This window comes from Vibrio aquaticus (assembly GCF_003970385.1).
In the GTDB taxonomy this organism is placed as follows: domain Bacteria; phylum Pseudomonadota; class Gammaproteobacteria; order Enterobacterales; family Vibrionaceae; genus Vibrio; species Vibrio aquaticus.
The window spans coordinates 232295-245704 of record NZ_RXZH01000001.1 but is presented as its reverse complement, the minus strand read 5'-3'; the positions used below and the strand labels follow the sequence as shown (position 1 = coordinate 245704).

The following is a 13410-nucleotide window of genomic DNA, read 5'->3' as shown; positions in this document are numbered from 1 at the left end:
CTGTTGAAACTTAGCCAGCTTGCACACTCTTCATGCAAACGATACACCGCCGAAGCGTATCGTTTGCTTTACCAAATTGTCACAATTAGAATCGCATGTTCACATACATAACTATTAGAAAGTAAAGTCATGAAATTAGAGACTGTCGATTATTTAGCGGATAATGCTGCAGAGCAATTTGTCACTTCTTTAAGAGAAACCGGTTTCGGTGTGTTAAAGAACCACCCAATCCCGAAAGAGCTTGTTGAATCAATTTACGACAATTGGTACAAATTCTTCACGTCTGAACGAAAAGAAGAGTTCCACTTTAACGTTGAAACTCAAGACGGTTACTTTCCGCCGAACGTGTCAGAAGTCGCGAAAGGCCACACAGTAAAAGACATCAAAGAATACTTTCATGTTTACCCTTGGGGTCAGATCCCAGAGGAGCTGAAAGAGCAGATCCTAGATTACTACGACCGTGCAAACGCGTTTGCAGAAGAGCTGCTAGGTTGGGTTGAAGCTCATGCTCCAGTAGAAGTACAAGAAAAGTTCTCTATTGCATTGTCAGAGATGATCAATGGCAGCCAAAAAACGTTACTTCGTATTCTTCACTACCCACCAATGACGGGTGACGAAGAACCTGGCGCTATTCGTGCGGCAGCTCATGAAGACATTAACCTATTAACTGTGCTTCCTGCAGCGAATGAGCCTGGCCTTCAAGTACTAAGCAAAGAAGGTGAGTGGCTAGACGTTCCATGTGACTTTGGTAACCTGATTATCAACATCGGTGACATGCTTCAAGAAGCGTCTGGTGGTTACTTCCCATCAACGACTCACCGTGTGATTAACCCAACGGGCGAACGCCAAGAGCAATCACGTATTTCACTACCACTTTTCTTACACCCTAAGCCTGAAGTGGTGCTTTCTGAGCGTCACACTGCTGACAGTTACCTAATGGAACGTCTGCGTGAGCTGGGCGTAATCTAAGCCTCGAACAGTGAGAAAAGAGTCGGTTAATCCGGCTCTTTTTTTGTGCGACTCTACATTTGGTTCATTCCGCACTCGACAAAAGCCCAAATATGGCATTAATTAAAAAGAAAAAGAGTAAGGCTTATGAACGAGCAACATGAACTCACGGCGCAGTTTCAGCAGTATATAGAAAACCCGCTACTTTGGCCGATTCTAGAAGTGTTAAAGAAGAAACCGAGTGGTTGGAAGGTGCATACCCTGGCATCTCACCTGACTGAACTTGGGTTTATGCCTGTGCTTGATGCCTCTCCAGAGAAAGACCTTTTCAAACGCAACTTCCTTATGATGAACGCGTTGTATCAGCTTCAAGAAACCCTCTACCCAGACAACTGGCTTCAAGTGGAAGCGATGGATATTATCTTAATGCCGTCTCATCAAGTGGCCGGGCATGAGGTCGATCATCAAGATCCTTTAAGAGATTACTATACCCAGTGGCATAATTACGAAGCCGAAGAAGGGGAAGTGAAGCGTCTACTTAACGAGTTTTGGACACGCTATCGTGAGTTTGTTGGCAGCACAAATGGCAAAGATATGGACCGGGCTAAAGCCCTTAGCCTGTTTAAGCTTTCACCGGATGCAACGCCAGCAGAGATTCGAAAAACTTGGCGTAAGTTAGCACTTAAATGGCACCCAGATAGAGAGTCTGGTAACAGTGAACAATTCCGCGTGCTGTGTGAAGCGTGGCATGTACTCAGACACTAATTTGCCAGACTTATACGAAGATAGATAAAACAAAAGCGCTGATATTAGCGCTTTTGTTGTGTTAGAGACCTTGTCTTGCTAGTTGATCAGTTTGATGACTTAAACTGAGACTTGCGCATTCTATTTAGAGCAGCCATAACATCTAGCGTTCGAGGCTTCGCTAAGTCACCGTGAGCTGGCATCATGCTTGACCAATCACTTGCAAGCTGAGTAGCAACCTGTTTTGCAGGGTTGTTACACCAGTTTGGCAGCTGCGCCAGTTGGAACCATAGCCAACCAATGGCATGAAGTTCACTGCTAGACTCGATCTGTTCAAGTGCTGACAAGTCTGCGAATTCCTTGCCGAAACGCAGTGAATCTTTGCCTTTTGCCGAGATGCGGAATTTACCTTCAGCGAGGATCTTTTGTAACGAGCTGCAGTTCAGTGGACGAGGGCGGAACGTTTCAAGTGCACTCTCGCTTTCATTGCAACGTTGGCTAGGATGCTGCGCAATCACCTGTTTTGCTTTTTCTGTTACATCAACCGCCTGGTAATCGTGCATCTGAATAACAGTGTCTGCGACATCTAGGTAGTCACCCGAACCACCCATAACAATGAGAGTCGAAATACCCATTTCATCTCTTAATTGACCGATACGATCAACCAGTGGAGTGATTGGTTCATCACCTTTAGCGACAAGAGCTTGCATACGCTCGTCACGGATCATGAAGTTAGTCGCTGAGGTATCCTCATCAATTAAGATACTTTGCGCACCAGCCTCAATAGATTCTTGTAACCAAGCCGCTTGTGACGTTGAACCTGAAGCATCTTGTGTCGAGAAATCTCCGGTGTTTTTACCCATAGGTAAATGGTTGATGTAGTTAGACAGATTCAAGTTGTGCACACAACGGCCGTCTTCTGCTCGGATCTTCATCGCTTCTTCCTGGCTGACAATCCACTCTCGGCCATCTCCAGGAATATGGTTATAGATCGAACGTTCAATAGCATTAAGAAGCGTCGATTTACCGTGGAAGCCACCACCAACAATGAGAGTGATCCCTTTTGGAATCCCTAAGCCTTCGATGTCGCCTTGGTTGGGCGTTGATAGGGTTACTTTCAAAGAGTCTGGGGCGTTAAATTCAACGGCGTCTTTCATTGGCAAGTCACAGTTACCAGCGATTCGAGGAAGAATCGAGCCGTTGCCGACAAACGCAAGTAAGCCTTTTTCTTCCAGTTGCTCTCGCATGGCAGCTTGGTCTTCAACCACTTGGCAGTGCTTAATTAAAGCATCAATATCTAATTCACGTTCTAATGTCGCTTTGCGGATAAATTTCGGCATATGGAACGTAAGAATATTATCTGCTTTTTTGCCCAGCACAGAGCGACCATCGGCAGGTAAGTTCATTCGAAAACGCAGTTCAATACCTTGCTCTGTGAACAACACGGCAGTGCTGTCTAAAATAGTCTGTCCTGTCAGAGCGATATCGATGCTTTGTTCCTGTTTCGCAAACGCTGAAAAGCTACGCGCAATAAAATCGCGGGCAGCAACTTGATAAGCGGGAGATGTGTCACGAAGCCAAGCAAGACCAGTCACAGACCAAGGTCGCACCGCGCGAAGGCGAGAGGCTGACGCGTAAGGATCACCTTGAACATAATCGATATAGAGGGTGTAGTCACTAAAGTCATACTCGCCTTTAATTTGCTGGTATGCGCGGTAGTTCTGCTTTTCGATTTTTTTGAGAGTTGCGGTAAGCTGATCCATATTGAATCCGTTGTTTAGAGACAGGAAAGGCGAGGATTATAGGAATCACTCGCCTGAGAGTAAAGGCATAACTGATGTTGCGCCGTTAGGAATATAAATATTTCGCTTGCGTGTAGTTTTGATTGATCAAACTGGTTTCAAATTCATCACAAGGCATGGGTTTGCCATACAAATAGCCTTGGCCAACATCGCATTCTTCATGCAGGATAAAGGCTTCATGTTGTTCGTTCTCAATCCCTTCAATGGTCACTTCTAAATCAAGCTTTTTGGCGATACTGATAATAGAGCGAACGATCTCTTTGTCTTCATCACTATGGTTAAGGTTTTGTACAAAACTTTTATCGACCTTAATCGCGTCAAATGGAAACTTCTTGAGGTAATCAAACGAGGCATAGCCAGTACCGAAATCATCAAGTGACAATGTCACGCCTAGATTGCTCAATGCATTTAATGTGCTACGCGCGATGACCTCATCAGCAATCAAGCCACTCTCAGTGATCTCCAACTCAATGTATGAACCAGGCAACTGGTAAGACTCAAGCAGATCTTGAACTTGTGAACTGAACTGCGGACTTTGCAATTGCACCGCCGATACGTTGATGCTGACCTTAAAGTCATCAACTTTATGCTTCCATTCCGCTGCTTTTTGAATCGCCGAGCGCAGAACGAAGCTACCCACTTCAAAGATAAGACCATTTTGCTCTGCTAAGTGGATCAGCGTTTCGTTGGATATATCACCTAAAATTGGGTGACGCCAACGGATTAGAGCTTCAGCCCCCACCCATTTGTGAGTGATAGGAGAGACCTTAGGTTGAAAGTAGAGTAGAAGATCATCATTTCGAACGGCTTGCAGTAGATAACTTTCAAGTTGGTTAATGTTCTTTTGCGTATCTGAAATATCTTGGCTATGAAAACTGAATTTATGACCAGAATCTTTACATGCTTGCATCGCCTCTGCCGCGAACTTAATCAGTGTGTTCGGGCATTGGGTATCGTCGGAACTCGCGATACCAATGTAACTGTGTAAATGAAGATGCTCACCATCAACATAGAACTCAGACTGGCTCACTTCGACCAATTCACGGCAAAGTAGGTTGATGTCTTCATCCAATTGATGACTTTCGAAAACAAACACTAAATCGCTTGATCTCGGCCGTGCAGTAATCAGTTCAAAATTCGCATGAGAGAGTAACCGCTGCTTAAATTCAACCAGGATGTTTTCCCACATCGAGTATCCATGTTTGGCTTGAATGCGGCGCCCGTTGGTAAAGCCAATATGCAGTACACCCACTTTGTGATTTTTGTGTTCGGATAAGTTGTTCAGTAAAGCGCTCGTATGGTGCTCTAGTGCTGAACGATTCAAAAAGCCAGTACCAAGATCATGAAGCTGTTGATAGCGAATGGTTCGCTCGGCAGCGCGGCGTTTGTCAATCTCTTGGTTGAGCGAATAGTTAAGGTCAACCAGATCTTGAGTACGCGTGTTGACGCGGGACTCTAACTCCAAATTAAGCTGCTGTAAGTGATAGTTTTGATAGATGGTTTTCAACTGCGCTTCAATCGAATCCTTGAACGTTGCAAGCAGTCGTTGGTACGTGGTTTGAAATTCATTTTTCTGATCATCAAGTACGCAGATAGTCCCAAAGGGTGCACCGTTTGGCCAACATAATGGCAGTCCACAATAAGCGACTAAACCAAACTTCATATCAGGGTTGTTACACCACTTCTCATCTTCTTCCGCATTCGGGACAAGAAGTTGGCGATTTTCATTAATCACGGTTTCGCAGTAGAGACCTTGGCCAAGCTTCTCACTGTCACCAATGTGATAGGGGTGAGAGCAATTATTATTGGCAGAAAAAACCTCAATATGGTCTTTGTGGACTCGCATGATCAGAGCAGCAGGGACGGAAATAATCTCCGCCAAAAGGTTCACAATTTCTTGCCAGCCGGAAGCTAATTCTTCAGGTATCAGCATATTGTTTGTATTCAATTTAGACATACAAATTCCCTGTAGGCATTAGGATAGTCAAGAGCATTCCGTGCTCCTATTATCTTAATAGTAGTCGGTAGTATTGCCTTTAGGCAGGCAACGGCCGAACATCGTTGTAATATCTATAAGAATGCATGAGCAAAATGATAAAAAAAACCCCTAATAGTGACTTAGGGGCTAAGGATTGGCTGGGTGTTTCAATATTGAGACATTCTTTTAAATCAATTATCTTTATTTTATAAACATGTCAATATCGATGGGGGATTGATAATTTACGCTATCGAAACCGAACCCATTCAGCGCGAGAAACTCTTGTTTGAAGCCTTGATAATCAGAAAATTCTGAAAAGTTATTTGAGTTGAGTTGCGCGAGCAATTCGGTGACTTGTTGCTGTGTGTCAGCATCGAGCTCTAAGTCATCGATACGGATAAGCCGTTCATTGTCGACAGGAACATGTTCAACGTTGTAGAGCTTAGTGGTAAATAGGCGTTGCATCTGCTCAATACACCCTTCATGAGTGCCTTTCTGCTTCATCACTTTATACAGCGCTGTTAGGTAAGGACTAAAGCCGGGAATGTAGGCGCTGGCTTTTGTTACCAGTGCTTTACAGACCGTTGTGTAAGCGCCACCGTCAAAGTTGGCAAGTTTTAAGTTAAGTGCGTGACTGGTTTGATGAAGGTCTGCTTTGGCAACTCCGAGTGTTCCTTCTAGATAGATTGGGTGAGTGACCTCTGGCCCAATATATGAAAAGGCAATGGTTTGGCAGCCGTTGGCTATGGATTCGGAGTTGATCAAGGCATCAATCCAGGATTCCCAATCATCACCGCCCATGATTTTGACCGTAGCCTCGATCTCTTCATCAGAGGCGGGCGTGAGTTCAGTGTCTTGCCATTGATCATTGTCGAGCATCAAGGTTGCCCCAGAAACCGACTGACCTATAGGTTTGATGACAGAGCGCCAGATTTTATCGTCTTGCCTTCTTAGACCGCTCGCAACACTGTAAATAATAAAGTCGACTTCGCCCTCAAAGTAAGTCTCGATCGCTTCAACAACGTCATTCTTTACTTCTGGACTGAATGCATCACCTTGGATGTTGATGGCAGTACGTCCTGCTTGGTGAGCGTACTCTTTAAAGTAATGATTGTTATAGAAGCCAGCCGTACCAACCCCTTTCTCTGAAGGTCCTTTTTCATAAGAGACACTAATGGTGTCTGCGTTTGCACCGCCGAAGGTTAACGCAATGCGAGAGGCAAGACCAAAGCCTGATGAACCTCCAATAATTAACACGCGTTTCGGGCCGTTAATGATCGGAGATGACGATTGAACGTATTCAATCTGTTGACGTACCGCTTCTTTACAACCTAATGGATGAGCGGTGCGAGCAACGACACCATCAATGACGGGTTCAATAATCATACTTAATCCTTTAATCAATCGCTTAATAAGCATATTCGAATAGGATCAAAGGTAGCGTAAAGCTATGTAAAGTTTATTGAGCTAGGGCAATTAGAGATGATTAATTAGTTGCTCTGCAACGAAGTTAGCAATCCACGGCTGAGCATCTGGCTTAGGATGGAGTCCATCGTCCATCATCCAACCGGGCGTTGTGATTACCCCTTCGAGGAAAAACGGCAGCAGCGGTGTTTGTTGTGCCGATGAAACCGAGGGGTAAATGGATGAGAAGGCTTCGGTGTAGCGCTTACCATAATTAGGCAGTACGTGGATCTGCATTAATAACGGAGTTGCACCAGATTCTCTAATAAGCGCAATCATTTGTGTTAAATTGTTCTCTATGAGTGCGGGCGGAAAACCACGCAGGCCATCATTTGCACCTAACTCGATCATGACATAATTTGGATTGTGTTGCGTAAGAAGGTTAGGCAAGCGGGCTAACCCATTGCCAGTGGTATCACCCGAGATACTGGCATTGATAACATTCAGCGAATGGCCTTTATCATTAAGTTGCTCCGGTAGCAGAGTCGGCCATGCGTCTTCAATAGACATTTGATAACCGGCACTTAAACTGTCGCCCAATATCATCAAGCTTTTACTATAAGCCGGGTGAAAAACAAAAATTAAAACTAGCAAGGAAAGTTGTCGAAACATGCAAACATCCGTAATCAAAGCAGATTCATTATCTAAAGTAGTCTCTACTAAACAAGAACAATTAACAATCCTTGAAGGGGTAAACCTAGAGATTAAATCGGGCGAAAGTGTCGCTATTGTAGGAACCTCTGGGGCAGGTAAATCGACTTTAATGACGCTGTTAGCTGGGTTAGATACGCCAACGCAAGGTGAAGTTCACCTGCTTGGAAAGCCTTTACACACATTAGACGACGAGGCGAGGGCGGCGATTCGAAGTGAGTCAGTGGGTTTTGTCTTTCAAAGCTTTCTATTGATCCCTAGCTTGAGCGCATTAGACAACGTGACATTGCCATGTTTACTGAAAGGTGAACCTGAGAACAAAGCGCGAGCAATCGAATTGCTTACGTCTGTCGGGCTTGAAAAGCGCATTGACCATTCTCCATCTCAGCTATCCGGTGGGGAACAACAGCGTGTTGCACTGGCGCGAGCTTTTATGATCGAGCCTCAAATTCTCTTTGCCGATGAGCCGACCGGCAATCTCGATGAGCAGACTGCTTCCACTGTCATTGAACTGCTCTTTGAATTGAATAAAAAGCACGGGACCACCTTAGTGTTAGTCACACACGATCAAAAATTGGCTCAGCGTTGTGATCGTATCTTCACGATGAAAGCAGGCATGTTGGAGGGAGCATAATGTCTGTTCAGTCAAATACTCATATAAACAAGCGTTTAATTCGATGGAGCTTGAGTGAAATTAGACAGGGTCAACTTTGGCCTGTCACGGTAGCTCTGGTGTTGATTGTTGCTTGTATCTTTGCGCTTACTGCGTTGGCCGAACGCATGGAGCAGGTTGTGGTTAAGCAAGGCAAAGAAGCGCTAACTGCAGACACTGTATTTATCTCCGCAAATCCAGTAGCGGATGATTTTTATCAATTACTCGATGGTAACGCGCTCATTAGTACAACCCAGACTCGTTTTGCGACCATGGCGTTTAGCGATAACGGCATGAAGCTTATTACGGTCAAATCGGTGGATGAAACCTACCCGCTGCAAGGAGAGATGGTACTTGCCAACGACACAGAAACGTTTGAACGCGTGAACCCTGGTGAGCTTTGGCTCGATGAACGCTTATTCAATCAGCTCGATGTTACTATTGGTGACAGTGTCACTGTTGGTGATGCGGATTTTCTTGTCTCAGGTAGGATTGTTGAAGAACCCGGGCTGAGTTTTAATCCTTTCCAGCAAATGCCGTCTGCGTTTATTCATAATAGCGATCTCGATAAGACTGGAGCGGTACAACTGGGTAGCCGAGTGCGTTACAGCGTGTTTATTAACGGCGATCTTGATGTGATTGAAAACGTGAAATCACAGGTTGAATTGACGCCAAGTGAGCGATGGCGCGATCAGAATAGCGCGAGCCGCACCAACGAAGTGTTTCAGCGAACCGAACAGTACCTTTCATTAACGGTTGCGATTGTCGTGATTATGGCGGCAACTACTTTGGTTCTGACTTGTCATCATTACGTGGCAACACGCAGAAAAACCATCGCAATGCTTAAGAGCCTTGGCGCGAGCAAAATGTGGGTCACGAGATGGTTATTAACCCAAGTCGCTATCCTAATGACCACTGCAGCGGTGTTCGGCATTCTGTTGGGCATTGGTCTTGAATTTCTCCTGCGAATTCCGCTCGTTGATCTACTACCAAACCCACTGCCAAGCTACGGCATTAAACCGGCCTTAATAGCGTTAAGCACCAGCTTTCTCATTGCGGTCCCAGCACTGGGGATTCCCTTAATTAACCTTACCAATGTGAGCGCTGTAAACGTTATGCAGCCGACATCTGAAGGGCAAGGATCATGGGCTCGGTATGCACTTATTCTTGTTCCTATCGTTCCGATGCTTGTTGCGTACCGTGACAACCAATTAGTTTGGATTGTATTAGGCGGTATCATTAGCCTGTTTTTGGTGTTGGGTGGACTCAGCGTACTAATCACTCGCGCTTTGAGCAAAATTCCCCTTAGTACGGCGTTTAAGTTAGCGTTAAGTCGTATCAATCGCTCGATGACCGCGACTGGCGTTCAATTTGGTGCGCTGGCTCTTTCTCTAATGCTGCTCTCGACTATGTGGTTAGTCAGAACCGACTTACTCACCGATTGGCAAACAACACTTCCCGCAGATGCGCCTAACGCCTTTGCTCTTAATATTGCGCCGTATGAAAAGGACGCCTATCTAAACGTATTGGACAAAAATGAGATCGACCGCTCTGAGGCTTACCCAATCATTCGTGGCCGATTGCAGAACATCAATGGACAAGACGCGAAAGAATTAGCGAAAGGAGAAGAAGGGACGGACGCATTAAGACGTGAAATAAACTTCACTTTCGCGGACAAGGTTCCTGCCCACAATACGTTTATTGATGGTGAATGGAGCCGTGAACGTGGCGTCTCTGTTGAGTCAGATGTCGCCCGTGATCTTGGCCTAAAGCTTGGTGATGAGCTTTCCTTTGTGATTAATAGTCAACAAGTGACGGCGACCGTTAACTCGATCCGCGCCGTTGAATGGCGAGACATGAAGCCTAACTTCTACTTTATTTTTACACCAGATGTACTGAAGGACATTCCTGCGACCTATTTGGTCAGTTTTCGAGTGGAAGAGCGAAACGATCAGGTCTTGAATGCGTTGTCGCGACAGCATCCAACGGTCAGCCTGATGGATATCCGTACCATGGGCGCAAAAATTCAAGCGCTTCTGTCTCAGATTGTCTGGTCAATTACGCTGTTGGCTGCCATTGGTGTTCTCTCTGGGCTGCTTTTGATCTTTACGCTGTTGCGTTTGAGCCTTGGTCAACGTCAGGAAGAGATCCAACTCTACCGAACGTTAGGAGCAAGCAAGAAGCGCGTTCAACAAACGATTTGGGCAGAATATGGTTTGATGGCGTTAGTCGCGAGTTTTATCGCGATTGTTGGCTCTGAACTTGTCGTTGGAGCGATTATGGTACTCGGCTTTGAGCTTGAACCAACCCTACATACCTTGCTTTGGATAACATTGCCTACTGGCACGTTTTTCACACTTGCTTTAGTTGTGAACAGTCTAATAAAACGGCTTCTAACCCCTATAAATAAAGCGTTTAGCTAATAATCAACAGGCCGAGGAGTTCAGTTATCCACAAAAACAGTGGATAAAGTTTTGGATAACTTGGCCTGTAGATAACTTCAAAATGCGTCAAAGCAAGATAACCAAAGCGCTTGGCGAGATTTGTTATTCACAGTGGTTATTTTTTCGAACTTATCGAATTATCAGTCAAGCAATATTTTAAATTTTTTATGGCACAAGGGGACAAATTCCCCTTGCAAAAAATGTGATTTTAATCGTCACTGAATATCAGTAAAATGTGCTGAGAATGAATGAATTAGCCACATTAATGCAAACTCAGAGTACAACATTGACTCATCCTAAACTTGCCGTTATCGGTGGTGGTATTGGCGGTGCGACTGCAGCACTGCATATTGCTGAATTGGGCCTAGAGGTCACTCTTATTGAAAAGGGGACGGGGCTCGTTAGTGGTCCTCCTATCTGTCACTTACATGCTGGTGGTAACCTTTATCGTGAAATCGATACGGATCAATGCATCGAGTTACTTAAACAGTCTATTGATACGGTTCGACTCTATCCAAGTACCATCAACAGAAGACCGACGGTGATCACCGTACCTTATACCGATGGTGGCAGCCCAGAAGAGCTTTACGAGCGTTTGATTACCATTCAAAAATGTTACTCACAGCTGGTTGAACAAGATCCAGCTAACAAAGTGCTCGGTGAGCCTAACGATTACTACCGGTTCTATAGCCGTGAAGAGTTAGAGCAATTAGCTGTTAAAACTCAACCAAACCAGCCAAAGTGTGTTGATGAATGGATGATCCCATTTGCTAAACACACGGACTTAGATGCATTGAAATTTCCTGTTGTAGCAGTGGAAGAGCATGGTTGGAGTGTGTTTCGCATTGCGGCGTCAGCGACATTGGCATTAGAACAAATCCCAAACTGTAATCTACTGCTTAACACAGAGGTTGTTGGCGTTGAAGAAACCCAAAACGGCTGGAAAATCGAGTATTCAAATCAGTATGGTGCAAACCAGATTATTGACGTCGATTACCTGATCAACGCATGTGGCTATGAGACGGGCTCCATTGATGATCTGGCTAAAAAGCCCCGTGAAAGACTCGTAGAGTTCAAAGCCGCTTATGTGACCAAATGGGACCAGTGCAACGAACTTTGGCCTGAAGTTATCTTCCACGGGCCTAGAGGAACGCCGAATGGCATGGCGCAGCTTACGCCATATCCCGGAGGGATCTTCCAACTACACGGCATGACCAAAGACATCACTTTGTTTGACGATGGCTTGGTCGCGTCCGCTGCGGATTCTTCACAACCTATCTTGCCGCTACGTTTGAAAAAGAAAATTCGAGCCGGGTGGGATGAAGAGGTGGTGGTTGAACGCAGTCGTCGCGCGATTTCGCACATGGCTCGTTTTATCCCATCTTATGGTCAAGCTCACGAGTTCGGACAACCTCTCTTTGGGGCTCAACAAATCCCTGGCAGTGATGATTCACTTAGAGCAGCGGATGTCACCTTTGAAGGCGCACATTATGCTCGTATTGAAGTGGTAAAAGGGTCTTCTGCACTCGAAGCGGCGATCAAAGTGGTGTCTACTTGGTCTTTGTTTGACTACCAACAGCGCAGCATTGAAGAGTTACACCCAGTTATCATGTCTCTTAGTGACCATGAAGTGGAACTCAAGGCGAGCGAATTGGCTGAGCAACGAGGCTATCCGAATCAACTCGCTTGTTACTATGGGCAATAAACACTGAAATAAAAACAGTAAGGCCAGCACCAGTAGAACGCTGGCCTAGTCACTCGCATTCGTTGTCGTTAACGAGTGATTAAACAGTCCTAACTAATAACCGAAGAAACGTGCCCACTGAGCCCAAACATCTTGTAACCCAAGTAAGTCACCTCTAACGAACCGGACACTTTGCCCTGGCTTCGCTTGCGCCAGTCTTGGTAAGTCAATACGGGCCACACATCCCACTTTTGGGTATCCACCAATAGTTTGCCTATCATTCAACAAAATAATCGGCTCTCCATTAGGAGGAACTTGAATCGCACCGAGCGCAATGCCTTCACTAAGGTATTCGTGTTCTGGGGCTTTTATGCTCGCTCCTGTCAGTCTATACCCCATACGATTGATCAACTGGCTAACCGTAAATTCTTGCTGATAGAGCTGTTGCAGCGCACCTTCGCTAAAGTCATCCACTTGATACCCTTCAATGACCCTTAACTCTAAAGGCAAGTTGTAGTCGGGTTTATAACGAAAAGTCATTTGTCGGGTTTGAGCGTTAATCGTGTGGTCATGAAAAGGAATAATGTCGCCAAGCGCGAGAGGATAACCGTTGCTCAAACCCCCAAGTGAATCACGTGTGACCGTTGCGGCACTGCCAAGTTGAGTTGGGATATCAAATCCCCCTTTGATGGCGAGATAAGCTCTTAAGCCATTCTTCGGCAACCCAAATGTGAGTCTTTGACCTTTAAGTGCCTTGAATGTCGACCAGTTTTCGACAGGATTCCCATCCAATTGAGCGTTAAGGTCACCTCCGGTAATCGCCATTTCGCAGCTATTGTGAACGAGGAACTCGGCCTGACCGAGAGTAATTTCAATGGTTGGGCAGTTAGTGGAGTTATCGAGTAAGTGATTCGCCCAGCTGTATGCGTAGTCATCGACTGGACCGCCTTGTGCGATTCCGAAGTGGGCGAACCCAAAACGACCAAAGTCTTGAATGAGCGTGTGCTGACCCGGTTTGATCACTTCAATACAAGAGTTCATGC

The 13410-nt window shown here is 45.4% G+C and carries 10 protein-coding genes; 5 read left to right on the top strand and 5 right to left on the bottom strand.

The features are described 5' to 3' along the window. Nucleotides 1-129: 129 nt before the first annotated feature. Nucleotides 130-969, top strand: coding sequence for an isopenicillin N synthase family dioxygenase (locus tag EJ063_RS01005; protein WP_126572145.1), 840 nt, complete (start codon nt 130-132; stop codon nt 967-969). Between the two features lie 126 nt (nt 970-1095). After that, the gene (locus tag EJ063_RS01000) at nt 1096-1713 is read left to right on the top strand and encodes a DNA-J related domain-containing protein (RefSeq protein WP_126572144.1); all 618 of its coding nucleotides are present in this window, start codon (nt 1096-1098) and stop codon (nt 1711-1713) included. An 86-nt stretch (nt 1714-1799) separates the two neighbouring features. Here EJ063_RS01000 and EJ063_RS00995 read toward each other — a convergent pair whose 3' ends face one another. The 4 genes from EJ063_RS00995 to EJ063_RS00980 all read right to left on the bottom strand — a co-directional run bounded on the left by EJ063_RS00995 (nt 1800) and on the right by EJ063_RS00980 (nt 7548). Further along, nucleotides 1800-3455, bottom strand: a complete 1656-nt coding sequence (locus tag EJ063_RS00995; protein WP_126572143.1) for an ABC-ATPase domain-containing protein — start codon at nt 3453-3455, stop codon at nt 1800-1802. An 85-nt stretch (nt 3456-3540) separates the two neighbouring features. After that, entirely contained in the window at nt 3541-5451 is a 1911-nt protein-coding gene (locus EJ063_RS00990) for a bifunctional diguanylate cyclase/phosphodiesterase (protein ID WP_126572142.1), read from the bottom strand. Between the two features lie 222 nt (nt 5452-5673). Beyond that, nucleotides 5674-6858: an enoyl-ACP reductase FabV gene (fabV, locus tag EJ063_RS00985; RefSeq protein ID WP_126572141.1), complete on the bottom strand. Its 1185-nt coding sequence runs from the start codon at nt 6856-6858 to the stop codon at nt 5674-5676. Nucleotides 6859-6948: 90 nt separating this feature from the next. Next, a complete protein-coding gene (locus EJ063_RS00980; RefSeq protein ID WP_126572140.1) occupies nt 6949-7548 on the bottom strand; it encodes a GDSL-type esterase/lipase family protein in 600 nt (199 codons plus the stop codon). Here EJ063_RS00980 and EJ063_RS00975 point away from each other — a divergent pair. The 3 genes from EJ063_RS00975 (at nt 7547) to EJ063_RS00965 (ending at nt 12388) form a co-directional block, all read left to right on the top strand. Beyond that, a complete protein-coding gene (locus EJ063_RS00975; protein ID WP_126572139.1) occupies nt 7547-8221 on the top strand; it encodes an ABC transporter ATP-binding protein in 675 nt (224 codons plus the stop codon). The genes EJ063_RS00980 and EJ063_RS00975 overlap by 2 nt on opposite strands. Next, complete coding sequence (locus EJ063_RS00970; RefSeq protein ID WP_126572138.1) at nt 8221-10662, top strand: ABC transporter permease; 2442 nt, start codon at nt 8221-8223, stop codon at nt 10660-10662. The genes EJ063_RS00975 and EJ063_RS00970 overlap by 1 nt, the downstream gene beginning before the upstream one ends. 265 nt (nt 10663-10927) lie before the next feature. After that, entirely contained in the window at nt 10928-12388 is a 1461-nt protein-coding gene (locus EJ063_RS00965; protein WP_439333248.1) for an FAD-dependent oxidoreductase, read from the top strand. A gap of 93 nt (nt 12389-12481) precedes the next feature. Here the strand turns inward: EJ063_RS00965 and EJ063_RS00960 are convergent, their stop codons facing one another. Next, complete coding sequence (locus EJ063_RS00960) at nt 12482-13408, bottom strand: 5-oxoprolinase subunit C family protein (protein ID WP_439333262.1); 927 nt, start codon at nt 13406-13408, stop codon at nt 12482-12484. Between the last annotated feature and the right edge of the window lie 2 nt (nt 13409-13410).

Excerpts from the sequence above, each read along its gene's own strand:
- EJ063_RS01000 (WP_126572144.1), top strand. The coding sequence starts at position 1,096 with ATGAACGAGCAACATGAACTCACGGCGCAGTTTCAGCAGTATATAGAA.
- EJ063_RS00965 (WP_439333248.1), top strand. The coding sequence starts at position 10,928 with ATGAATGAATTAGCCACATTAATGCAAACTCAGAGTACAACATTGACT.
- fabV (WP_126572141.1), bottom strand. The coding sequence starts at position 6,858 with ATGATTATTGAACCCGTCATTGATGGTGTCGTTGCTCGCACCGCTCAT.
- EJ063_RS00995 (WP_126572143.1), bottom strand. The coding sequence starts at position 3,455 with ATGGATCAGCTTACCGCAACTCTCAAAAAAATCGAAAAGCAGAACTAC.
- EJ063_RS00975 (WP_126572139.1), top strand. The coding sequence starts at position 7,547 with ATGCAAACATCCGTAATCAAAGCAGATTCATTATCTAAAGTAGTCTCT.
- EJ063_RS01005 (WP_126572145.1), top strand. The coding sequence starts at position 130 with ATGAAATTAGAGACTGTCGATTATTTAGCGGATAATGCTGCAGAGCAA.
- EJ063_RS00990 (WP_126572142.1), bottom strand. The coding sequence starts at position 5,451 with ATGTCTAAATTGAATACAAACAATATGCTGATACCTGAAGAATTAGCT.
- EJ063_RS00970 (WP_126572138.1), top strand. The coding sequence starts at position 8,221 with ATGTCTGTTCAGTCAAATACTCATATAAACAAGCGTTTAATTCGATGG.
- EJ063_RS00960 (WP_439333262.1), bottom strand. The coding sequence starts at position 13,408 with ATGAACTCTTGTATTGAAGTGATCAAACCGGGTCAGCACACGCTCATT.
- EJ063_RS00980 (WP_126572140.1), bottom strand. The coding sequence starts at position 7,548 with ATGTTTCGACAACTTTCCTTGCTAGTTTTAATTTTTGTTTTTCACCCG.